The following is a 22861-nucleotide window of genomic DNA, read 5'->3' as shown; positions in this document are numbered from 1 at the left end:
GAGTAAATGAGGAATGAAGAGTGAGGAAAGAAGAATTAAGTGTTCGGGCTTCCGCAGATCTTTACTTCTTATTCCCTATCAGAGCTTACGCCGTTATGCGCCACCGTTACCGTCTGCTGTTGTGTTGTCTGCCCGGGCTGGCCCTGCTACCGGCTGCGCGTAGCGTGGCCCAGGCGCTACCGCCCAACCTGCTGCTCGACGACACCTTCGACGACAACCGCCAAGGCTGGCGCACCGGCACCGACGCCACCGGCACCTTCGCCCTGGAGGCCGGTACCTACCACCTGCGCAACCGCCAGGGCGTGAGCCTTACGCACCAGGCGCTGCCACTCAACAGTGCCGCCGACTACGCTCTCGAAGCCACCGTGCAGCAAGCCGGCGCCGGCCGCGGCGGCCTGTACTGGGGTGCCGCCGACGACGACAACGGCAACGTCTTCGCCCTCGAAAACGACGGGCGGCAGTACGTCATTGGCCGCTGGCAGAAGGGCAAGTGGGAGGAGCTGCACCCGGTGGCGGCCGTGCCCGGCGCAGCCGCCGGCAAGCCCCACGCCCTGCGCGTGACCATGCACAACGGCGAGGCGCGCTACTTCATTGATGGCACCGAGGTATGGAAGCAAGCGTCGGCCCGCAGCTTCGGCCCCGAAATAGGCCCCTACGCCAGCCGTGAAGCCGACCTGCGCCTCGACCGCCTGCGCGCCTGGCACACGGCCCGCATCCGCCTTGCCCCCGATGTACCCCTGAGCCTGGAGCGCACCGCCCTCGGCGCGGCTATCAACGAGCCCCGCGTGCGCGAAACCAATCCGCGCGTCAGCCCCGACGGCCGGCAGCTGTACTTCGCCCGCGACGTGGGCCAGGCCGCCGGGCAGAACCTCGACATCTTCGTGGCCCAACGCCAGCCCGACGGCCGCTACGCGGACGTGCAGTCGGTGGGGCGTCCGCTCAACAACGACGGTAATAACGCCGTGGAGAGCATCACGCCCGATGGTAACACGGCCCTGCTGATGAACCTGTATCAGCCCGACGGCAGCACCCGCCCCGAGCGCGGCGCCTCCCTGGCCCGCCGCCGGCCCGACGGCCAGTGGGGCGTGCCCGAGCCGGTGCGCTTTCGGGCCCTGCCACCCACCGCCAAGCGGGCCGACTACTTCCTGGGCGCCAGCGGTAGCGTGATGCTGCTGGCCCTCGACGCGCCTACGCACCCGCAGAAGTGCGACCTGTACGTAAGTCACCTCACCCCGCGCGGCGACTGGACCGAGCCCAAGCTGCTCGGCCCGACCATCAACACGCCCGGCGACGATTACGCCCCCTTTCTAGCCCCCGATGGCAAGACGCTCTACTTTGCCTCCAGCGGCCACGCCGGCTTCGGCGGCGACGATATTTTCGTGACCACCCGCCTCGACGAGACGTGGACCAAGTGGAGCGAACCAATGAACCTCGGCCCCGGCATCAACACCCTGCAGGACGACGGCTACTTTTCCGTGACGGCCGCCGGCGACTACGCCTTCCTCGTGGGCACCAACGAGCAGGGCGACTACGACCTGGTGCGCGTGGCCCTGCCGCCCGCGCTGCGCCCCAAGGCCACCGTGCTGCTGCGCGGCCGCGCCGTGGACGCCCGCACCAACCAGCCGCTGACGGCCGCGGCCGAGGTGCGCGCCGAGCTGCTGCCCAAAAACACGCCCGCCGGGCAGGCCACCGCGGCCGCGGGTGGCAAGTTTCAACTGACCCTGGCCGGCGGCGCCAGCTACACCCTGAAAGTCACCGCCCCCGGCTACCTGCCCGCCACCGACGCCCTGGACCTGACCGGCAACACACAGTACGGCGAAGTGGCCCGCGACATCCTGCTGACGCCCTTGGCCGCGGAGCAGCGCCTGGCCCTGAACAACCTGTTTTTTCAACAAAGCAAAGCCGACATTCTGCCGACCTCCAAGCCTGAGCTGGACCGGCTGGTACAGGTGCTCAAGGACAATCCGGAGCTGAAAATTCGTCTGGAAGGCCACACCGACAACCAAGGCGACCCGAAGCTGAACGTGAAGCTCTCGGAGGAACGCGTGCAGCACCTACAGCAGTACCTGGTGGGGCAGGGCATCGGGGCCGAGCGGCTGCAGACCGTCGGCTACGGCGGCAGCAAGCCCGTGGCGCCGAACGACAACGAGTACAACCGCCGCAAGAACCGCCGGGTGGAACTGGTGGTGCTGGAATAGCCCCGCAGCGGGTGCTGGTTTGGCTGCGGGCGTAACCGGCATCAGGATGTGCTGAAAATTGATGGGCTACCGAAACCCCGTCTGTTGGCCGTTCAATCGATTGCACGGCCGCAGCCCGTGGGCGTGGCGTAGCGGAGGCGTGCCATACGATGGCGCGGCGGGTTACATTTGCCTGAAACCAAACGCCTCCCGTGCCAATGGAAACCGCAGCTGCCGATACCCTGACTACCTCCGCGTCCGACGCTTCCGAGCCGCAACTGCCGCTGATTCAGCAAGACCCGTGGCTGGCGCCCTACGCCGACGTTATCCGGCGCCGCCTCGCTCGGTTCGAGGCCCGCAAGGCCGAAATTGTGGCCCAGGCCGGTTCCCTGACCAAATACGCCTGTCGCCACCAGCACCTCGGCCTGCACTACGACGCCCGCCGCCGCGGCTATTGGCTGCGCGAGTGGGCCCCCGCCGCCCACGCCCTGTTTGCGGTGGGCGACTTCAACCAATGGGACCGGGCCTACACTCCGCTTACGCGCGGCGCCGACGGCGTGTGGGAAGTGTTTCTCTCCGAGCAGACCTTCCCCAATCTGACGCCCGGCTCGCGCTACAAAATCCACGTGCACGCCGCCAACGGCCAGCGCGACCGGCTGCCGGCCACCGTGCGCCGCGTGGTGCAGGACGAGCACACCAAGGACTTCAGCGCCCAGATCTGGCGCCCCGAGCAGCCGTTTCAGTGGACGGATCAGCAGTTTCGGGTGCACAACGCCGTCAAGGAGCCGCTCATCTACGAGGCGCACGTGGGCATGGCCCTGGAAGAAGGCCGCGTGGGCTCCTGGCGCGAGTTTGCCGACCACATTCTGCCCCGCATTCAGCAGGATGGCTACAACGTGGTGCAGCTCATGGCCGTGGCCGAACACCCGTACTACGGCTCGTTCGGCTACCACGTGGCCAATTTCTTCGCGCCTTCAGCCCGTTTCGGCCCGCCCGAGGACCTGAAATACCTCATCAACGAAGCGCACCGCCGCGGCCTGGCCGTGGTGATGGACGTGGTACACTCGCACAGCGTCAAGAACGAAGCCGAGGGCCTGGGCAACCTCGACGGTTCTGACAACCTGTACTTTCACCAGGGCGAGCGGGGCCGCCACCCCGGCTGGGACTCCTTGCTGTTCGACTACGGCCGGCCCGAGGTGCAGCAGTTTCTGCTGAGCAACCTGCGCTACTGGCTCGAAGAATTCCACTTCGACGGCTTCCGCTTCGACGGCGTCACGTCGATGCTCTACCACCACCACGGCGAGGGCACGGCCTTCACCGACTACGCGCAGTACTTCGGCCCCGAAGCCGATGAAGACGCCATCCTGTACCTGCAGCTGGCCACCGCGCTGGTGCGCGAGTGCAAGAAATCGGCCCTGCTCATCGGCGAAGACATGAGCGGCATGCCCGGTTTGGCGCGGCCCGTGGCCGAGGGCGGCCTGGGCTTTGGCTACCGCCTCGGCATGGGCCTGCCCGACTACTGGATCAAGACCCTGAAGCACCAACGCGACGATGACTGGAGCATGGGTGGCCTCTGGCACCAGCTCACCAACCGCCGCGCGGGCGAGAAAACCGTGGCCTACGCCGAAAGCCATGACCAGGCGCTGGTGGGCGACAAAACCCTCGCGCACTGGCTGCTCGACGAGCGGATCTACTCCAGCATGTCGCGCCTGCAGGGCGAGCCGGACCTGATTACTTCGCGCGCCCTGGCCCTGCACAAGCTCATCCGGCTCGTCACCCTGGGCGCCGGCGGCGAAGCCTACATGAACTTTATCGGCAACGAATTCGGTCACCCCGAGTGGGTCGATTTCCCGCGTGAGGGCAACAACTGGAGCCACCACTTCGCCCGCCGGCAGTGGTCCTTGGCCGACAACCACGACCTGTACTTCCACAGCTGGCTGCTCTTCGACCGGGCCATGATAGCGCTGGAGCGCCGCACGCGCTTTCTCACCGGCACTACCCAGCTGCTGCACCTTGACGAGGATAACAAAGTGCTGGCCTTTGAGCGCTGCGGGCTGGTGTTCGTCTTCAACTTCCACCCCGAGCGCAGCCTGACCGACTACCGCTTCTTCGCCGGTGCCGCCGGTAGCTACGTCCCGGTGCTGGATTCCGACGCGGTGAATTTCGGCGGCTACGGCCGCATCACGCAGGACGTGAAGCACTTCACCCTGCCCGACGAAAACAACACGCCCTTCCTGAGCCTGTACCTGCCCAGCCGCACCGCCCAGGTGCTGCAAAAGGTGAAGTAAAACGGCTACACTAGCTGTCATTGCGAGGAGACACGACATTCCGCGCATCAAGCGGCGTCAATCGGTCCTGATCAACGAGCAGACCTCAAAATGAGCACCGCCCGAAACCGTCGTATGAACGACTGGTTTCGGGCGGTGCTGTTTTCGGTTAGCAGGTATTGCGTCGGCGGTGCTACTAGAGGAAGGATTGCTTGACTACGTCGACCTCCGGTTCGCTCTGCTCGCAATGACAGCGGGGTGATACCGCAAGCTGGCTAGCTGCTGCGCTTGCGGCCGGCTTTGATCATCTCCACGGCTTTGCTGATGCGCTCAAAGCGGGTTTCCGTGTTCTTGGCTGCTTCAATCCAGCGGGTGTACTCCTTCTGGTGCGTGTAGGCCATGTCCTCAAAGCGCTGGCGCAGACCGGCGTTGGTCAGGGCGCGGCCAAAATCTTCGGATACTTCCGCCACGCGCGGCTCGGTGTCGCGGGCCAGCGCTACGGCCACCCTGTTGCCCCAGGTTTTGCCGATGGCGCCGCGAATCTGCTTGGGCACGCCTAGCAGGTGCTGCCCGTCGCCCATGGGGGTGAGGGAACCGCGGTAGGGGAAGCCGTCGAAGGTGACGAGCACTTTCACCTGGCCGCGGGTGCCGTAGGCCTGCTGCACATCGAAGGGAATGATGACGAATACGCCGCCATTTTCGCTTTCGAGCTCCAGCTCGGCGTCAAAGGAGTGTTCGGGGGTGAAAGCGGGGAAAGAAGACATGCAAGGGTAAGCGTTAAGCGAAAAAATGGGCGTCGAGCACCAGCGCGGCCGTGAGGTCGGGCGCGGTGCCGGGCGGCAGGATATGCAGGCGCACGGCTGGAACGCGGTAAAGCAGTTGAATGCGCGCCGCCGTGGCCTCGTCGGGCACCAGGATGCGGTCGGCGTGCGGCAACGTCAGCCGCTCCAGGGCCTCCGCCCAGCCCTGCTCGGCTAGCAAGGGCCGGTCGGCGGCCAGCTCCGTGACTTGCACCACGAGCGGGCGGCGCGTGAGTTGCCGCAGCTCCAGGCCGGCCAGCCACGCGGGCCAATCGGGTGCAAAGATGACCTCAAATTGGGCTTCGTGCGCCAAGCGAGCCGCGTGGCGGGCGTAGCGAATGATGCGGGCGTTGAGTTCAGCGGCCTCGGCAGCCGCCGCGGCTACCGCTGCGGCGGATGAAGCAGAGGAGGGCTGCGTCTCAGGTTGGTGCGGTGCGCTAGCAGTCAGCGGGGCTGCTTCGGCAGTTGCCTCGGGTAGCAGGTCCGGCGCGGCCTCCGCTACACCAGCCGCCTCGGCCAATGGTTCGGTATCGGCCGCCGGCGCCGTGGGCTGCCCGGTGGCGCTTAAGCTTGGTTGCTCACTGCTTAGCTCGGCGGCCTCGGCCGAACCGGGCTCCGCCATGGGCTGCTGAGCGGCGGCTTGATTGGGTGGCTCCAGGGCTGGCGTAGCGCCTAAATACGGCGCCGCGGGCACGGCAAATCCCTGGGCCAAAGCTGCTGCGGTGGCAGTGGCAGCAGGCGGTGTTCCGGCGGCGTCCGTAGCCGGCTCGCTGCTTCCTATATAGGGGGCAGCTGGTACGCCAAAGCCGGGGTGTGACGGTAAGTCAGCTCCTTCGCCGCGGCCCACGTACGGAAAGGCGGGTGCTGCCCGGGTCAGTAGCAGTTCCGGCGCCGGGGGCAGCGCGCTTTCGGCCAGCAGCTCCCGCACGGCGGCCGCGGCGGGCAGGGCCGCGGACGGCAGCGGCTGGGCCGCCCAGACCTGCGCCGTGGTGGCCGGCGGCAGGGCCCGCGCCACGGGCAGCGCGGCGGACGAGGCGTCCCAGCTGAGCAGCAACACGGAGGAGGGGGCGGCGGGCATCGGCATAGTAAGCGTACGTAGGCCACGAACCTACAGCCAGCCGGGCCGGCAAACAAGCCTCGCCCGCGGAAACCACCAGAAACATCCGTATTTTGCGGCTTCCTTCTGCTGAGCTTGGCCCGTCGGAAGGCTTTTTTCACTTCGTGCTTATGCTCCCCCTGAACTCATGAACGAGTCGACGATTCAGGATAATAATTACATGATTAACGACCTGGCCCAGAAGGGCCGCCAGGAATTCTTTCCGGGCCAGGTCATCCGCGCCGAGGTCGTGCCGGGTAAGGCCGATTTCCGCTTTACGGCCGCCAACGGGGTGGTGCTGCTCGTGCAGGTCATCAGCGACAAGGTGCTGCGCTTCCGCTACAGCACCGACGGCCATTTCGCCCCCGATTTCAGCTACGCCTTCGAGCAGGGCACGCCGCCCCGGCAGGAAGCTTCGCTGCTGGAATTCGTCGAAAAAGACGACCACTACCGCCTCACCACCGGCCGCCTGATCTGCATCGTGGGCAAGGAGGGCATGCACGTGCGCCTGCTGAACCGCTCCGGCATCGTGCTCATGGAGTACGAAAAGGGCTTCCACTGGGAGTACGACTGGGAATCCGGCAACGACATCGTCAAGATGAGCCAGCAGGTGCAGCCCGGCGTGCACTACTACGGCCTCGGCGACAAGCCCGCCAACATGAACCTGCGCGGGCAGCGCTTCTGCAACTGGGGCAGCGACACCTACGGCTACGAAAAAGGCTCGGACCCGCTCTACAAGAACATTCCCTTCTTCCTGGCCCTGCACCAGAAGCAAGCCTACGGTCTGTTCTTCGACAACTCGTTTAAAAGCTACTTCGACTTCGCCGCCGAGCGCGCCGACGTCACCTCGTTCTGGGCCCACGGCGGGGAGATGAACTTCTACTTCATCTACGGCCCCACGCTGCTGGAAGTCACGCAGGAATACACCAAGTGCCTGACGGGTACGCCCGAGCTGCCCCCGCTCTGGGCCCTGGGCTACCACCAGTGCAAGTGGAGCTACTACCCCGAAAAGCTGTTTCGCGGCATCGGGGCCGAGTTTCGCAAGCGCCGCATCCCCTGCGACGCGCTCTACCTCGACATCGACTACATGGACGGCTACCGCTGCTTCACCTGGAGCCCGGAGCACTTCCCCGAGCCCGAGAAAATGGTGCGCGAGCTGGCCGAGGACGGCTTCAAAACCATCGTCATTATCGATCCGGGCATCAAAATCGACCCGCAGTACCCGGTGTGGCAGGAAGGCTTCGAGCAGGACTACTTCTGCCGCCGCGCCGACGGCCCGCTGATGAAGGGCTCGGTGTGGCCCGGCCTCTGCCACTTTCCCGATTTCACCCGCCCCACGGTGCGCGAGTGGTGGGCGGGCCTGTTCAAGGGCCTGATCCAGGAGGTAGGCGTACGCGGGGTGTGGAACGACATGAACGAGCCGGCCGTGTTCGAGAAGGGTACCTTCCCCGACGACGTGCGCTTCGACTACGACGGCAACCCCTGCTCGCACAAAAAGGCTCACAACGTGTACGGCATGCAGATGGCCCGCGCCACCAACGAGGGCGTGAAGCGCTTCTCGTACCCGAACCGGCCCTTTACCATCACGCGCAGCACGTATTCGGGTGGGCAACGCTACTCCTCAGGCTGGACAGGCGACAACATTGCCTCCTGGGAGCACCTGTGGCTGGCCAACATCCAGTGCCAGCGCCTGAGCATCTCGGGCTTCTCCTTCATCGGCTCCGATGTGGGCGGCTTCATCAACACCCCCGACGGTGAGCTGTACGTGCGCTGGGTGGCGCTGGCAGCCTTCCACCCGTTCTTCCGCACCCACAGCTCGGGCGACCACGGCGACCAGGAGCCCTGGTCTTTTGGAGAGGAGTACACCGACCTGGCCCGGCACTTTATTGAGCTGCGCTACCAGCTGCTGCCTTACCTCTACACGGCCTTCTGGCAGTACGTGCAGCACGGCACGCCCGTGCTGCGCCCCCTGGCCTTCCTCGATCAGAGCGACATCGACACCTACCAGCGCATGGCCGAGTTCGGGGTGGGCGACAACCTGCTGGTGTGCCCCATCACGCAGGCCGGCGCCGACGGCCGCTGGATGTACCTGCCCAAGGGTCAGTGGTACTACTGGTGGACCGACGAGTTGCGCGACGGCGGCGTGGAAGTATGGGCCCCCGCCGGGCTGGACCGCATCCCGGTCTACGTACGCGCCGGCGCTGTCATTCCGGCCCGCCCCGTGATGCAGTACACCGACGAGCACCCCGTAACGGAGCTGACCCTGCACGTGTACTACAAAAACGGTGAGCTGACCAGCACCCTCTACGACGACGGCGGCGAAGGCTACGGCTACCAGCAGGGGCAGGCCACCGTGCGCCGCTACGCCGTAAGCGGCACGGCCATGAGCCTGCGCGTGCAGCAGCAGACGGAAGGCGACTGGGCACCTAGCTGGAGCACCTACCGCGTGGTGCTGCACGGTTGGCCCCTGACCACGGAAATCCTCACGGCCACCGTCGATGGCCAGGCGGTGGAGGTGAAGCCAGCGTACTGCGGTACCGGCGGGCAGGAACTGCCGCAGCTGGTAGTGCCGGCTGATTTCGCGGAACTGCTGCTGAAGTAAGCCTTTGCTGATGCACGAAGCCCCCGCCGCCGAAAGGCAGCGGGGGCTTTTTCTTTACAGCGGCGCAGCCAGTAATTGCTTTACACAGCCAGCCCAGGCGTGCTTCTCAATAGGCTAGTTCACGGCTGATACGGCTCTAGAATGCGCGTCCGCAGATACGCGTACACGTCGGTGTCGGCGAGCAGGGTGCCGTGGTGCTGGCGCGGAAACACGCGCACGTGCACCTGGGTGCTGCGCCGAAACACGCTGCCCGTGGCCGAGCCGCCGCCCACCAACCCGTCGCCGAAGTACTGCGACAGCACTGATTCGGCGTTTTTCAGCAGCGAGGCCGCCAGCACGTGGTACTGCACGCCGGGCAGCGGCGGCACGGGCGTGCGCGGCGGCAGCAGGTCGTCGGCGTGCGGGTTCTGCCAGTCTTCGTCCACGAGGCGGGCGTGGCGCAGGTCGCGGATGCCGTTGCTGCGCCGGTCGATGGTATCAGCCAGCAGGTGCGCCAGGCGCAGGTCGAAGCGGCGCAGGGCCAGCACCGTCAGAAAGCTGTTCTGCTCCAGAAAGGAGCCCTCGTTCGGCACGCCCAGCAAAAACACCTGCCGCAGGTAAGGCAGCCACGGTGCCGCGGAGTCGCGGAATGCAGCGCTGGATTCAGGCGCTGATTTCTCTGGAGCGGCAGCCGGCGCAGCGCCGGCCGGTGCCGCGTCAACTCCTATTTCTTCCTCGGTGTATCTATCCTGTCTTGAGCCCTCGGCATAGGCTAGGGCCGCGTCAACTCCCAATTCCTCCTCCTTCATTCTTCCTTCTTCATTCGCATAATACCCCGCCGAGCGAATCACCAGCCCGCCCATGGAGTGGCCCACCAGCACCAGGTCGGTGATGGCATCGGGCCAGGCCGTTATCAGCTGGGTAAGTAGGCGGTGCAGGTCGCCGCCGTTTTCGCTGATGTGGCGGCCGGTGTTGTAGCGCACGTACAGGCAACGCACGTCGGTGTCTTCGGCCAGCCGCGGGCCGTAGCGCAGCAGGCCCGCCGGGCCGGTTTGCCAGATGTGCTCGTCGCCCATCAGCCCGTGCAGAAAAACCACGGTGGGGCGGGGGCCATCGGTCAGGTTTAGGTCGATGGCCGCCACGTCCTGATCGTGGCGGCGGAAGCTGAGGCGGATGGCCCGCTGGTCGCCGCGCGCCGCCAACTGGTCGCCGATGGCACCGTTGAGGGCCGGCAGCAGGAAATGGCGGTAGCTGCGCCCGGTTTGGAGCAGCGCCTCCAGCCCGGCCAGCGGAGCCTTGGCCGCCTTGCGCACCGCCCCAAAGGCCCGCCGCCAACGCGGCTGGGAAGGACCGGTTGCGTCGTCGGGCGGAGTGGGGGAGAGGGGATTGGCCATGCGCAAACGAGGCGGGGAATAACGCCGCGCAAGGTAAACGCAAAACGGCCGACCCGGGCTGTCCGGGTCGGCCGCTTGCACAAGGTCAGGCAGGATTAATTCACCATGAGGCGCCGCACCACCGCGCCGCGCTCCGACTCCAGCCGCAGCACGTACATGCCGGCTCGCTGCCCGCGCAGGTCTACGGGCCGCCCGTTGGCTACCGTGGCCGCTGCCACGGCTGGCTGGCGCAGCACCGTGCGGCCGGTGGCGTCGGTGACGGTGAGCGTGCCGGCCACAATGTCATGGTCACGCTCGGCCCGCACCTTAAACTGGCCGTCGGTGCTGGGGTTGGGGTAGGCCAGCAGGGCGCCGGCGAGCATCGGCTCCTGGGCCGCCGTCACGGTGTTGGTGGGCACGATATCGTCGATGATGAAGGAGGCGCCGGCCGAGCCGCCGTTGGTAGCTATCAGGACAAACAGCGAATCCGGCGCGAGTGTGTTGGCGGCGTACCCCATGGGCAGTTGGCCGAGCCGGTAGCTAGTGCTGGTGCTGGGAAGCAGCACTTGGGCGCCGCCGCCGATTTCCTGCCGGGCAGTGCCCCCGCCGCGGGTCAGCACGGCCACCATCTGCACCGTATCGGCCGGCGTGCCCTGAAACTTGTACCAGAACTGGAAGGCTGCGGGGCGGGCGGTGTAGGCCATGCCCCCAGGATAATTTTGATCCGTGGCTAGGTCGAGGGCATTGCCCAGGATCAGCAACGACGGCAGCGAGGCGGGGCCAATGACTAAGTTCTGCAGCTTGGCGGCGGCCGTACCGCTGCGCTTATCGGCGGTGCTTTGCGTCACCGTGGAGGTCGGAAACCCAAGGAGTTCAAGATACAGTTGGTCGGTAGTCGTCCAGCCCGTTGGCACGTTGCCGTTCCAGGTTTCGAAGCCGCCGTTGGTAACGGGCGGTAGTGCCTGGGCGAAGGCGGCGGTGCCTGCGGCGGCCAGCAGCAGGGAAAGTAGAATGCGTTTCATAGCGCGGGGTTTGGGTTTAAGTGCCAGATATATAGTGCAGAACCGAGCGTGTGGTTGCGCATGGTGCAAAAATATCATGGCAGCATCCTGCGCTGCAATAGCATAAATGGGTGATGCCCCCGGTTAGCGCGCCACCCGGCGCAGCAGCGGCCACGCCAGCAGGGCCCCGGCCAGTAAGCCGCCCACGTGCGCGGCATGGTCGATGCCGGTGCCCACGCCGCCGGCAAAATTGGCCCCCACGATGTAGAGAGTGTGCACAAACAGCGCGGCCCGGGCCGGGCGGCTCAGGCGGGCGGCATTGGTGGCCGTAAGCGTAAGCATGGCTCCGAACAGCCCGAAAATAGCCCCCGAAGCCCCCACGCTGTTGACGCCACCCGTGTGCCACCACAGGCTGGCCAGGCTGCCGCCCAGCCCGCTGAGCACGTAGCTAACCAGCAGCCGTCCACGGCCCACCAGTGGCTCCAGCAAGGCCCCGATGACGAGCAGCGCGTAGGTATTCAGCAGCAGGTGCGCCAGCCCGCCGTGCAGTGCGCAGGCCGTGAGCAGGCGCCACCACTGCCCGTGCAGCGTCAGCGGTGAGAAGTTGGAGCCCCAGGCTATCAGGTCGCGGCCGGCGGGGTGCAGGGCATCGACGCCGCTGGCTACCATGAGCAGGAACACGAACAGGTTCAGGCCGGCGAGGCCGAGCGTAACGGCTACGCTCCCTATACCCGGGGTGGGGGCGGGGCGGGAAGCGGCCTGATCTGGTTCGGGCGGTGCAGGTATTTGCCCGCGGCGGCGCAGCTCGGCCCAGGCGGCTTCCACTAAAGCGGGCGCAAACGTGTGCGGGTGCTGCGTCAGGTAGAGCAGCTCCGCGTCGGTTTTGCGGGCGAAGGCGTCGGCCAGGGGCGAGCTGGGTTCCATGCCAATGGCCTCCGCTACAAGCCTGCCAAGCGGTTGGCATCGGCCAAGTTGGCAAGCTCGACCGGGAACCGCCTCGGCAGCCTGCCGTATAGCCAGAGCAACCCACCTCCTCAACCAAGACGACCTCATGGAACAAGACCCGGTTCAGCAAGAACCCTTCAACCAGGAAATGAACGCCCGCGAAGCCGGCCGCCAGTACGAGGCCGAAGCCACCGCTTCCGGGCAACCCTCGCCCGAGCAGGAGCGCGACCCGCAGGGCCGCTTCGGCATGGGCGACCGGATGGGCGTGCTCACCGGCGAAAACGCTGATGACAACTCCGGCAGCGGCGGCAACGTGGGCGGCAACGCGACCAAAGGCCACAACGTAAGCCGCAGCACCCACTACGACGCGCCCGGCAACGCCGGCGAAGGCGAAGTAGGCGGCAGCACCGCCTCGGCGGGCACCGGTACATCGGCGGGCCAGCCAGGGCAGGTTCCCGGACTTTAATTCGAAGGTGAATAGTGAAGTGACAGAACCCCAATCCACCATTTCACTCTTCACCACCTCACAATTTGACTTTGCCGCTTTACCCACCCACACCACTCACCGCTATGAACAAAGGACAAGGAAATTCGACCAATCAGGAGAGCAGCGGCGCCGACAAAGTAGGCGTAGCCAACAGCGGCCAGAACCAGTTTCCGCTAAAGAAAGACGCGCAGGACGACACCCAGCAGCAGGACAAGGAGCAGGGCCAGGCCAGCGCCGGCTCGCAGGTGCGCGACGAGGCCAAGCACCTGCGCCGCAACGACAACACTACCGACTAAGCCAACCGCTAAGCTTCCGCACCATGAGCACTTCCAAGAGCAACGACCCGAATGCCAACCGGCAGGTAGCACCCGGTCAAGCGCCCATCGATAAGACCAGCCCCGACGGCAACGTGAACCGCAGCGAGCAGAAGCACATCGGCAACGCCAGCCCCGGCGGAGCCAGCAGCTCCGAAGCCAGCCGCAGCACCACCGGCCAGCACGGCGGCAACCACGGCAACGATTCCGACAACCGGAATCAGCCCGCCGCCAGCGGCCAGAACGCCAAGGGCAGCAGCCACGCCGGTGCCCGCGTGCCCGACGACAACCGCAACCAGGGCGGGGGCCAGGATTCGGAGAAAAAGCAGAACCAGAGCCAGCCCAAAGGCGAGTCGGATTACTACGCCAACGGCAGCCTCTCGCGCAGCTCCGCCAACGACGGCGGCACCATCGACGATTCCAACAACCGCGACGCGAAGTAAGCGGCCGGTTTAGCCTATTGCAGCAACCGGTTCATCGGCGCCAGGAAGTATCTTCCGGCCTGATGAACCGGTTTTTTGCGTTTCTGCTGCTACTAGGATGCGCGCCGGCGGCATGGGCTCAGCGCCGCAACCCGCTCCCGCAACTGCTGCTTCACGACACGGCCGCCGTGGTACGCCGGGTGCTGGCCGATCCGGCCGCGCACCGGGTGCAGATCCTCTATACCCAGATTCGGCGCGACGAGCAGGGGCGGCCCTCGTTCAAATCGTACGCCTACCGACTGAAGCCCACGGAGTACTTCTACCCAGCCAGCACCGTGAAGCTGCCCGCGGCGGCGCTGGCGCTGGAAAAGCTGCGTGCGCAGTATGGTAGCACGGCCACCATGAACCGCGGCGTGCCCCTGATAAACCGCGAAACCCCGTTGCGCATCGACTCGGCTTTTACCGGGCAAACGGGCGTAGCGGTGGACAGCACCGCGCCGGCCCACCGGCCCACCGTCGGCAACTACATTCGCAAGGTGTTATTGGTCAGCGACAACGATGCCTTCAATCGGCTGTACGAGTACGTGGGGCAGGCGCCGCTGGCTTCCCTGAATGCGTACGGGTTGCCGCGCACGCGCATTATTCACCGGCTGTCGGTCGGGGACAAAGAACCCGGTTCGCGGCACACCAACCCGTTTGTGTTTCTGCCGAGCATGGGCGGCGCCACCGGCGAAGTGCATCAGGCGGCCGAATACAACGCGCAGCCCCTGCCGCGGCTGGCAGCCAAGAACTACCGCATCGGCAAGGCGTATATGGCCGGCGTGCAGCGAGTGAACGAGCCCATGGACTTCAGCACCAAGAACTTCTTCCCGCTCGCTGAGCAGCAGCAGGTGCTGCGGGCGCTGCTGTTTCCGGAGTTCGTACCGGCGCGGCAGCGTTTCGGGCTGGCGCACGACGACTATGCCTTTCTGCGCAAATACCTGAGCCTGCCGCCGCGCCTGAGTCAGTACCCGCACTACGACGCAAAAGAGTATCCCGACAACTACGCCAAATTTTTGCTGGCCGGCGGCCCGCCGGCACCGCTGCCCGAGGGCGTGCGCATCTACAACAAAATCGGGCAGGCCTACGGCTTTCTCATCGACAACGCCTGCATCGTGGATTCGCTGCGCGGGGTGGAATTCATGCTCTCGGCCGTGGTGTACTGCAACGCCGACGAAGTGCTCAACGACGACCACTACGACTACGACGCCGTAGGTTTTCCCTTCCTGCGTCGGCTCGGGCAGCTGGTGTATCAGTACGATCTGACGCGCACCGATGAGCGGCGCCGCACGCAGGTGCGGGCGTACTGGTCGGCCTCACACGAACGCGCCACGCCATGATAATTATGCCACAACCGCCCGCCGCCCCGCCGCAGGGCCCCGCCCGCGTCACCAGCGTGGCCGAGTACCGCCGCCAAGTGCAGCGCGACCCGCAGCAGGAACTGGTTGACCTAACCAAGGTCATTCCCGGCCTCAAGCTCGATATCCGCTATGCCACCGCCGACAACCTGGTAGGCCAGGTCATCTATCCGGAAGCGGCGGCCTTTCTGCGGCGCCCGGTGGCCGAAGACCTGCGCCGCGTGCAGCAGGACTTAGCCGCGCAGGGCTACGCTTTGAAGATTTACGACGCCTACCGCCCGTACGCGGCCACCGTGCGCCTGTTTGAGGCCATGCCCGATGCCACCTACGCCGCCCCGCCCACGCGCGGCTCCAAGCACAACCGCGGCTGCTCCGTCGACGTGGGGCTGGTGGACCTGCGCACTGGCCGCGACGTGCCCATGCCCACCGCCTTCGACGCCATGACGCCCGCCGCCCACTCCGATTACCAGCAGCTGCCGGCCGAGGCCAGGCGCAACCGCGCCATGCTGCACGCGGCCCTGCAGCGCCACGGCTTCGTGAACTACCCGGCCGAGTGGTGGCACTTCGACCACCGTGGCTGGGAGCAGTACCCGTTGATGGATTTGCCCTTCGCGGCGCTGCGGCGGTAGCTGTAGCGCGGACTGCAGTCCGCGTCCGGCAGATAGCAAGCTAAGCGCCTCGGCAAGCAGGCGCCAATAGTGGTAGTAAGTACTGCCCTTTGGCACCGCACTACCGCTTTGCGCCGCGACAATCCACTGAAAAGGCAGGCGCCGTAGCGGCCGAACTCCGTAATTTGCACCGGGCGACGCGCCGCCGGCTAGCTCGGGCCGGGGCCGGTCGTGGCCCACGGAGTCTTGTTGATGCGTTGTCGTTTGCTTTTGAGCGCCCTTGCGGCGCTGTTTGCCTGTAGTTCAGTTTCGGCCCAGCCGGCCGCGGTGTCCCCGGCGGTCAAGCCGTTTAAGAGTCCCGTCATCACGGTGCCCATCCCGTCGGCGCCGCCCAAGCGCGAGCTGCGCGGCGTCTGGATTGCCACCGTCGAGAACATCGACTGGCCCTCGCGCCGCGACCTGACGCCCGAGCAGCAGCGCCGCGAGTACCTCAAGCTGCTCGACGCCGAGCAGCAAGCCGGCATCAACGCGGTATTCGTGCAGGTGCGCCCGGCTTCGGATGCCTTCTACCGCAGCTCTATGGAGCCGTGGAGCAAGTTTCTGAGCGGCCGTCAGGGCAAAGACCCGGGCTGGGACCCGCTGCCTTTCCTCATCGACGAGGCCCACAAGCGCGGCATGGAGTTTCACGCCTGGTTTAACCCCTACCGCGCCAGCACCGACACCACCACGGCCCGGCTGGCACCCAACCACCCGTTCCGGCAGCACCCCGAGTGGTTTATGCGCTACTCCGGCAAGCTGCTCTACAACCCCGGCCTGCCCGAAGTGCGCAACTACATCACCGAGGTCATCGTGGACGTGGTGCGCCGCTACGACGTGGACGGGGTGCACTTCGACGACTACTTCTACCCGTACCCCGAGCCCAAGCAGGTCATCCGCGACGAAGTGGCCTTTGCCAAGTACAACGAGGACGGGCTGAGCCTGGCCGACTGGCGCCGCCAGAACGTGAACGAGTTGGTGGAGCAGGTGCACGACGCCATCGAGGACGAAAAACACTGGGTGAAGTTCGGCATTTCGCCCTTCGGCGTGTGGATGAACAGCAATGAGCACCCCGACGGCTCCGACACCCGCGCCTTTCAGGGTCACACCGGCCTCTACGCCGACGCCCGCGAGTGGCTGCGCCAGGGCTGGGTGGATTACGTGCTGCCGCAACTGTACTGGAGCACCAACTTCCGCGCCGCCTCCTATGCCACCCTGCTGGAATGGTGGAGCCGCAACCGCTTCGACCGGCACCTCTACATCGGGCAGGGGGCCTACCGCATGCTGGAAAGCACCAAGTCCGACACGACGTGGCGCAGCCCGCGCGAGTTGCCGCGGCAGGTGCGCCTGAACCGCTCGTACCCCACCGACATCAGCGGCAGCGTATTTTTCTCGGCCAAATCGGTGGTAAGCAATCCGCTCAAAACCACCGACTCGCTGCGCCAGAACCTGTTTCGCTACCCGGCGCTGCTGCCCACCATGCCGTGGAAAGACGCCGTGCCGCCCCGCAGCGTGCAGGGCCTCACGCTGCTGCGCGCCGGCGGCCCCGTTACGCTCACGTGGCGCCCCGGCCCCGCCGCTGCCGACGGCGACTCCGCCTCGGCCTACGTCGTCTACCGCTTCGCCCGCGGCGAGCAGCCCAGCCCCGACGACCCGCGCCACATCCTCGCCGTGCTGCCCGGCATGCATCGCCGCAGCCAGGCTTTTGTGGACACCACCGCCCGCTTCGGCACGGAGTACGCCTACTTCGTGACGGCCCTGGACCGCCTGCACAACGAAAGCGGCCCCTCGCGCGTGACGACCATCGGCTCGGTGGCCGGCCCCGTGCTGGCACAGGCCGAGCCGGAGCCCACGGCTCCCGCCGATTCTGCAGCTGCGCCGGCGGTAGCTTCGGGCCCGCCCATCATTATCAAGGACAAGCCCGGCGTGACGAAAACCATTTCGACGCCTGGCAACAACATCATTAAGGTCAAAACCAAACGCAAGAAAGGATTCTTCGAGCGGTTGTTCGGGCGGTAACTACCGTTGCGCTGACCTTTGCGTTGGGGCAAAAGAACGTCCTGCGGAGCTACGCCGACCTTCGGTTCGACGGGACTCCGCAGGACGTTCTTTTTAGCTTCGTGTTTTGCAATTTGCTCATATGGGTACCCTCGCTGCGCCCGCTGCCACCGGCCTCCGAATGCTGTCTGACCTAGCTGAAGCTGGGGGAGGGCTCTTAGTGGATGGCGTGCGGCACTTGCCGGACAGCATAGGCCACGGCTTTATCAGGCTGCTGGCGCCCGACCCGGGCCTGATGCTGGGCATCCACCGCTATACGCTGGCGCAGCAGTTCACCGTGCAGCGCCAGCCCGACTATGCCCAGCCCGAAACCCTGCTGGTGTCGTTTCAAGCCTTCGGCCCGGCCCCTGGCGGTGCGCTGCACCTGTCCACGGCGCAGATAGCCTCCACCAACATCGGCTTTGCCACCGTGCTGCCCGCGCACACGGAAATTTTCATGGTGGCCCTGGCCATCGAGAAACCGCTGCTGAACAGCTGGCTCCAGGGTACAGATAGCGCCCTGACTCCCTTGCTCACTGCCGCGCACCCGCTGGTACTCGATACCCTGATAACGCCCGCCATTCAGCAGGTGCTGCTGCAGGTAACCGAGCCGCGGCCGGCGCACCCACTCGATGCGTTTTTCTACCGCATCAAGGCGCAGGAGCTCCTGTACTGCCTGCTGCGGGAACTGGCCGGCCGCGCCGCTGCTCCCGCCCGGCACCTGCACCCGGCCGACGTGGAAAAGATTTTTCGGGTGCGCACGGAGCTCTTGGCCTCGCTGAGTGAGCCGCCGAGCCTGCCCGCGCTGGCGCTGGCTGCGGGCCTGAGCGAAACCAGGATGCGGCAGCTGTTCCGGCAGGTATTCGGGATGAGTCCGTACGACTACTTCCAGGCCGCCCGCATGGAGGAAGCGCGGCGGCGGTTGCCGTCCCAATCGGTGGCGGAAGTGGGCTACCAGCTGGGCTTTACCAACCTGAGCCACTTCGCCCGGCTCTTTGCCAAGCACTTCCAGCTGACGCCCAAAAAGTACCAAGCCACGCAGGGCCGTTAAGTGCCGCGGCATTGTTGAATGCGACTGTTTTTGGGCTAAATCAGGTTATTTAAGCCTGATTGGCTGCGCTTCCTTTGCTGAAAAGAACGAAAGCTATGAACCTCTACCTGCTTAGCAATAAGCAAATTGCCATCATCGGCGGCGGGCCTGTGGGCCTGACTCTCGCCCGTATCCTGCAGCTACGTGGCGCTGCTGTCACGGTATATGAACGCGACGCCAGCGCGGAAGCCGTGCGCACTTCGGGCGGCACCCTGGATATCCACGCCGAAGACGGCCAATTGGCTCTGGAGGCCGCCGGCGTCACGGACGAGTTTCGGCGGCTGGCGCGCCCCACGGCCGAGCGCATGGCCGATATCCACGGCGTCATCAGCATTGATGAGCCGGCCGACGCGCAGTTTGAGCGGCCCGAAATCGACCGGCTGGACCTGCACCGCCTGCTGCTCGACAGCCTCGCGCCGGGCACTGTGGTCTGGAGCCAGAACTTCCAGGTGCTGGAAACCCAGCCGGATGGCCGCTTCGTGCTCCGTTTCGCCGGCCAGCCCGACCGCGTAGCCGACATCGTCATCGGCGCCAACGGGGCCCGCTCGCGGGTGCGGGCTTACGTTACGGGCCTGGAGGCCGAATTCACCGGCACGGTGGCCATTCAGGGCCTCATCACCGACCCCAGCGCCCAATGCCCCGCGTTTGCGGCCTTGGTCAACGGCGGCAACCTGCTGGCGCGCGGCGAAGGCAAGATGCTCTTCGCGCATACCAAAGCCGATGGTGGCATTCACTACTACATTTCCAGCCGCCAGCCGGCCGATTGGTTTGCCCATCACGGCCTCACGCCCGAGCCGGCGGCCGTGGTGCCGTTTCTGGCTGCCGAGCTGGCCAATTGGGCACCGCTTTACCACGAAGCCTTTCGGGTCACGGCGGAGTTTGCCTTCCTGGCCGTTCAGCGCGTGCCGCTGGCCCCGGGCCGGGCCGTAACGCGCCCCATCACCCTCGTCGGCGACGCGGCCCACGCCATGACGCCCTTCGCCGGCATCGGCGTCAACATCGGGCTGGTGGATGCCCTCACGCTGGCCGACCACCTGACCAGCGGGCAGCACGCTACCGTGGAGGCGGCCATTCGGGCCTACGAAGCCGCGATGAACGAGTACGCCTACGCTGCGCAGCAGATGAGCGCCGAAGCCGAGCTGATTATTCACAGCAACCTAAGCGCGGAGGAAATGATATCCGCCACCCGCGGCCCGCGCGTGGACGAGCCGTAGTAGCGGCTCCATGGGTTAGGGGCGGTGTATGGGCCGCTGCCCGCTAGCGTGGTAAAATGAAAAGGGCCGCCCGGAGCTATTCCGGGCGGCCCTTTTGTAGCAGCTGATTACTGCATGGCTTACAAGGCGCGGTACTCGAAGGTGATGCGCCCGGTGCTACCGGAAGTGCTGGGCCGCACACCCACTACGCGCAGCAGCATGGGCTCAGCCCCGCGCACGCGCACGGCAAACACGTCGTTGACTGCTACCGGGCCGGGGTTAGCAGTCAGGGAAGTGGCGTTGTTGTACAGCAGCGTGCCCACCTCGTTGGCCGTAGCGGTGGTGTAGTAGCCGCCGGCTACCGTGGCAACCGGAATGCGGTAGTACACCGTGGTGTTTTCGGCCCGCATACCCACGGTGCTGGCGCCGGTGCTGGTGGCCGCTACGTAGGCGTAGGCATCCTTGGTGGTAGCCGCCGCGCTGTTGGCCACATTAGCACCCAGGCGCAAGTCGTACGAAGATGAATCCTGCGGAGCGCCGGCCCCGGCCGTGATGCGGCCCGTGCGCACCCGCGCCAGGGCTGCGGGCGCTACCACGTTGATGGGCGCGGCCGTGGCCGTAACGAAATACGGCCCGGCGTAAGCCGTGAAGGAGTACGTGACGGCCTGACCCCGGGCGCCAGCCGGCACCCGCACATCCACGGTGCGGGCGTTGGCGGCGCCGGTGCTCGGGTTCAGTACCACGCCCGCCCGCACCGGCGCACCCGTACCGATGCGGTAGAAGGTGGTCAGGCTGTCCACGTTTTTGAACAGCGTCGCCGTCGTCGGCGTGGTGGGCACAGTGGCAATGCCACCCTCGTTAATCACGAGGTTGTAGCCGATGATGTCGCCTTCGCTCTGGGCCGTGGCGGCCAGGTTATTGCGGAAGGTGGTAATGGCCGTAGGCGAGGCGGTGGTGCCGAAGCGCAGCGTGGGCGCGGCGGCCACGTTGTAGGTAAAGCGGCGCATACGGGTAGCGCCGTTTTCGAAGGTGGTCGTCACGTCCACGCGCACCGGGGTTTTGTTGGCCAGGTTGGCCGGTACCGTGTACGGCACCACCAGCTCCGTCAGGCCCGAAGTGCCGATGGTGCCGCCGGCCGGCGTGGTGCTGACCACGGCAGAGTCCTGGCGGTTGATGACTTGAAACACGGTCACGTTGCGCACCTGGTCGGCGGCATTGTAGCCCACCACCAGCCGCACGACTTCGCCGGGGGCATACTTGGTCACGAGGCCGCTGGGCGCAGCGCCCAGGGTGGCGAAGCCGCCTTCGTCCTGCACCTGGTAGGGCTTTTCGATTTCTTTTTCGCAGGCACCGAGGGTCAGCAGGCCGGCCGCCAGCAGCGGGGCCCACCGCAGCAGGCCGGGCCGCGGGTTAAACTGTATTTTCATGGGGAGAGCAATCAGAAGGGAAAAAACACGAATACCGCCGCTGCTTACGGCTGGTCCCACCACACCGGAATGGTCACGTAGTCCGGGCGGTTGCCGCCGGCCGCGTCCACGGCTTTCGGGTTGTAGAGCGTCTCGGTCTGCGGCGGAGCCAGGCGGCGCGGGAACTTGCGCTGGGCCGGGTCCGTGGGCGTCGGGTTCAGGATGGGGTTGGCACCCGCCGGGTAGGCGAAGTTCACGTAGATGTCCGGGCGGTAATCGTAGCGGCGCAGGTCCGACCACGACTCCGGGTTCAGGAACATGGCAATGTACTTCTGCTCCATAATGCGGCGGTCGGTCAGCTCGGCTGCCGTTTGGGCCACTGCGGGGCTGGCCAGGTAGGCGTCGATCTGGCCCTGCGTGATGAGCGGGAACGTCACCGAAAGACCAAGCGAAGTGTAGGTGCCGCCCACGCCGATTTTGCGGATGTGCGCCTCAATGCCCTGACGGTAAGCCGTGAAGGCACGGGCGCGGTTGCCAGCCTTCAGCGCCGCCTCGGCTTCGATGAACTTCAGCTCGTGGTAGGTAATGCCCTCGAAGTAGCCCAGGTCGCGGGCGTACCAGCTATAGTAGAAGTCGGCCACGCCGCCGATGGTGGTGCCGCCGGCTACGCCCGGGTTGGCGCCCTGGCTGGCCGTGTTGGCCATGACGGGCAGGCGCGGGTCCACCACACCGGGGTAGGTGGCATTGGCGAGGTTGCCGTTGAGGTAGCGCAGCAGGTTCAGCGAGTAGGTGCCGGTAGCGAAGTTGGCGCGGGTGGTGCCGAAGATGTTGGTGCTCGTCGTTATGGGCGGCACGGCCGTCTCGTACTGCAGCTGCGCGTCGTCGGTCGAGTTCTGGAAGCCCGCGTCCACGGCGGCCAGCACGGCGTTGGGGTTGTAGGTGCTCTTCTTGGTGAGGTGGTTGAGCTGGCGGGCCTTCAGCGAGTTGGCCAGCCGGATCCACTTCTGCACGTCGCCCTTGTAGAGGATGTCGCCGCTGATGCTGGGCGTGGTCTGATACAGGGCGCGCAGGTTGGCCGAGCTGGGTTTCTGCATCTCCGCAATGCCCTCATCGAGCAGCTGGAAGATGGTCTGGTATACCTGTTCCTGCGGGTCGTACTTGGGTGTGTAGTTGGCCGCGCCCTGCCAGGCCTCGGAGTAGGGCACGTCGCCGAGCATGTCGGTGGCGTGGGCCAGGCTCATGGCCAGCATGATCTTGGAGGCGCCCACGTAGTACGGCGAGCCTTCCTTCTGCGCCGCATCGATGGCCGCACGCAGGTTGCCGGCCGCGTAGAAGTACAGGTAGTTGAAGGTGTTGGTGCTGTTGCCGGTCGTGAAGTAGTACTGGTCGGTGCTGGCGGCCGGGGTGCGGCGCACCACGTACTGCGTGATATAGGCCGTGGTCAGCGAGGTAAACATCTGCTGCTGAAAGGCCTGCGAGATGCCGCCCGGCAACAGGAAGTTGGGCGTGGACGTGACCGGGTTGTTGGGGTCGGTATTGACGTCGAGGAATTTTTCGCACGAAGTCAGCGCCCCGCCGCCCAGCAGCAAGCCCAGGGCGAGAAGGTATTTTTTCATCGGATGAAAGCTATT

Annotated in this window: 18 protein-coding genes; 11 read left to right on the top strand and 7 right to left on the bottom strand. The window is 65.9% G+C overall.

Annotation, left to right across the window (positions count from 1 at the left end; translation table 11 throughout):
* Positions 1-95: 95 nt before the first annotated feature.
* Both B0919_RS06795 and B0919_RS06790 read left to right on the top strand, forming a co-directional pair.
* Positions 96-2198, top strand: a complete 2103-nt coding sequence (locus B0919_RS06795; protein WP_078011479.1) for an OmpA family protein — start codon at positions 96-98, stop codon at positions 2196-2198.
* A gap of 197 nt (positions 2199-2395) precedes the next feature.
* On the top strand, positions 2396-4465 hold the full coding sequence (locus B0919_RS06790) for an alpha amylase C-terminal domain-containing protein (protein ID WP_078011478.1): 2070 nt from the start codon (positions 2396-2398) through the stop codon (positions 4463-4465).
* Between the two features lie 254 nt (positions 4466-4719).
* On the opposite strand, the gene B0919_RS06785 is transcribed toward B0919_RS06790, so the two are convergent.
* Together B0919_RS06785 and B0919_RS06780 are read right to left on the bottom strand one after the other, a co-directional pair.
* Entirely contained in the window at positions 4720-5208 is a 489-nt protein-coding gene (locus B0919_RS06785; protein WP_078011477.1) for a DUF1905 domain-containing protein, read from the bottom strand.
* Positions 5209-5221: 13 nt separating this feature from the next.
* Positions 5222-6322, bottom strand: a complete 1101-nt coding sequence (locus tag B0919_RS06780) for a glycosyltransferase (RefSeq protein WP_139361962.1) — start codon at positions 6320-6322, stop codon at positions 5222-5224.
* 166 nt (positions 6323-6488) lie between these two features.
* Here B0919_RS06780 and B0919_RS06775 point away from each other — a divergent pair, with 166 nt between their 5' ends.
* On the top strand, positions 6489-8942 hold the full coding sequence (locus B0919_RS06775) for a TIM-barrel domain-containing protein (protein ID WP_254846505.1): 2454 nt from the start codon (positions 6489-6491) through the stop codon (positions 8940-8942).
* Positions 8943-9061: 119 nt separating this feature from the next.
* On the opposite strand, the gene B0919_RS25160 is transcribed toward B0919_RS06775, so the two are convergent.
* From B0919_RS25160 to B0919_RS06760, 3 genes are all read right to left on the bottom strand, one after another.
* On the bottom strand, positions 9062-10315 hold the full coding sequence (locus B0919_RS25160) for an esterase/lipase family protein (protein ID WP_176132904.1): 1254 nt from the start codon (positions 10313-10315) through the stop codon (positions 9062-9064).
* A 95-nt stretch (positions 10316-10410) separates the two neighbouring features.
* Positions 10411-11316, bottom strand: a complete 906-nt coding sequence (locus B0919_RS06765; protein WP_176132902.1) for a T9SS type A sorting domain-containing protein — start codon at positions 11314-11316, stop codon at positions 10411-10413.
* A 123-nt stretch (positions 11317-11439) separates the two neighbouring features.
* Positions 11440-12219: a rhomboid family intramembrane serine protease gene (locus tag B0919_RS06760; protein ID WP_139361961.1), complete on the bottom strand. Its 780-nt coding sequence runs from the start codon at positions 12217-12219 to the stop codon at positions 11440-11442.
* Positions 12220-12346: 127 nt separating this feature from the next.
* Here B0919_RS06760 and B0919_RS25155 point away from each other — a divergent pair, with 127 nt between their 5' ends.
* From B0919_RS25155 to B0919_RS06720, 8 genes are all read left to right on the top strand, one after another.
* A complete protein-coding gene (locus B0919_RS25155; RefSeq protein ID WP_078011472.1) occupies positions 12347-12706 on the top strand; it encodes a hypothetical protein in 360 nt (119 codons plus the stop codon).
* 104 nt (positions 12707-12810) lie between these two features.
* Positions 12811-13023 (top strand): hypothetical protein, encoded by a 213-nt coding sequence (locus B0919_RS06750; protein WP_078011471.1) that lies wholly within the window; start codon positions 12811-12813, stop codon positions 13021-13023.
* A gap of 23 nt (positions 13024-13046) precedes the next feature.
* A complete protein-coding gene (locus B0919_RS06745) occupies positions 13047-13484 on the top strand; it encodes a hypothetical protein (RefSeq protein WP_078011470.1) in 438 nt (145 codons plus the stop codon).
* A 62-nt stretch (positions 13485-13546) separates the two neighbouring features.
* Complete coding sequence (locus B0919_RS06740) at positions 13547-14842, top strand: serine hydrolase (protein ID WP_078011469.1); 1296 nt, start codon at positions 13547-13549, stop codon at positions 14840-14842.
* A 5-nt stretch (positions 14843-14847) separates the two neighbouring features.
* A complete protein-coding gene (locus B0919_RS06735) occupies positions 14848-15489 on the top strand; it encodes a M15 family metallopeptidase (RefSeq protein ID WP_176132900.1) in 642 nt (213 codons plus the stop codon).
* Between the two features lie 249 nt (positions 15490-15738).
* A complete protein-coding gene (locus B0919_RS06730; RefSeq protein ID WP_254846504.1) occupies positions 15739-17523 on the top strand; it encodes a glycoside hydrolase family 10 protein in 1785 nt (594 codons plus the stop codon).
* Between the two features lie 160 nt (positions 17524-17683).
* Positions 17684-18592, top strand: a complete 909-nt coding sequence (locus B0919_RS06725) for an AraC family transcriptional regulator (RefSeq protein WP_176132898.1) — start codon at positions 17684-17686, stop codon at positions 18590-18592.
* 95 nt (positions 18593-18687) lie between these two features.
* A complete protein-coding gene (locus B0919_RS06720) occupies positions 18688-19845 on the top strand; it encodes an FAD-dependent oxidoreductase (RefSeq protein WP_078011465.1) in 1158 nt (385 codons plus the stop codon).
* Between the two features lie 119 nt (positions 19846-19964).
* On the opposite strand, the gene B0919_RS06715 is transcribed toward B0919_RS06720, so the two are convergent.
* Together B0919_RS06715 and B0919_RS06710 are read right to left on the bottom strand one after the other, a co-directional pair.
* On the bottom strand, positions 19965-21251 hold the full coding sequence (locus B0919_RS06715) for a hypothetical protein (protein WP_078011464.1): 1287 nt from the start codon (positions 21249-21251) through the stop codon (positions 19965-19967).
* A 44-nt stretch (positions 21252-21295) separates the two neighbouring features.
* Positions 21296-22846: a SusD/RagB family nutrient-binding outer membrane lipoprotein gene (locus B0919_RS06710; protein ID WP_078011463.1), complete on the bottom strand. Its 1551-nt coding sequence runs from the start codon at positions 22844-22846 to the stop codon at positions 21296-21298.
* Positions 22847-22861: the final 15 nt, after the last annotated feature.

The organism is Hymenobacter sp. CRA2, from assembly GCF_002007105.1.
Lineage (GTDB): Bacteria > Bacteroidota > Bacteroidia > Cytophagales > Hymenobacteraceae > Solirubrum.
The sequence above is the reverse complement of the archived record's forward strand: the minus strand, read 5'-3'. Positions and strand labels throughout refer to the sequence as shown.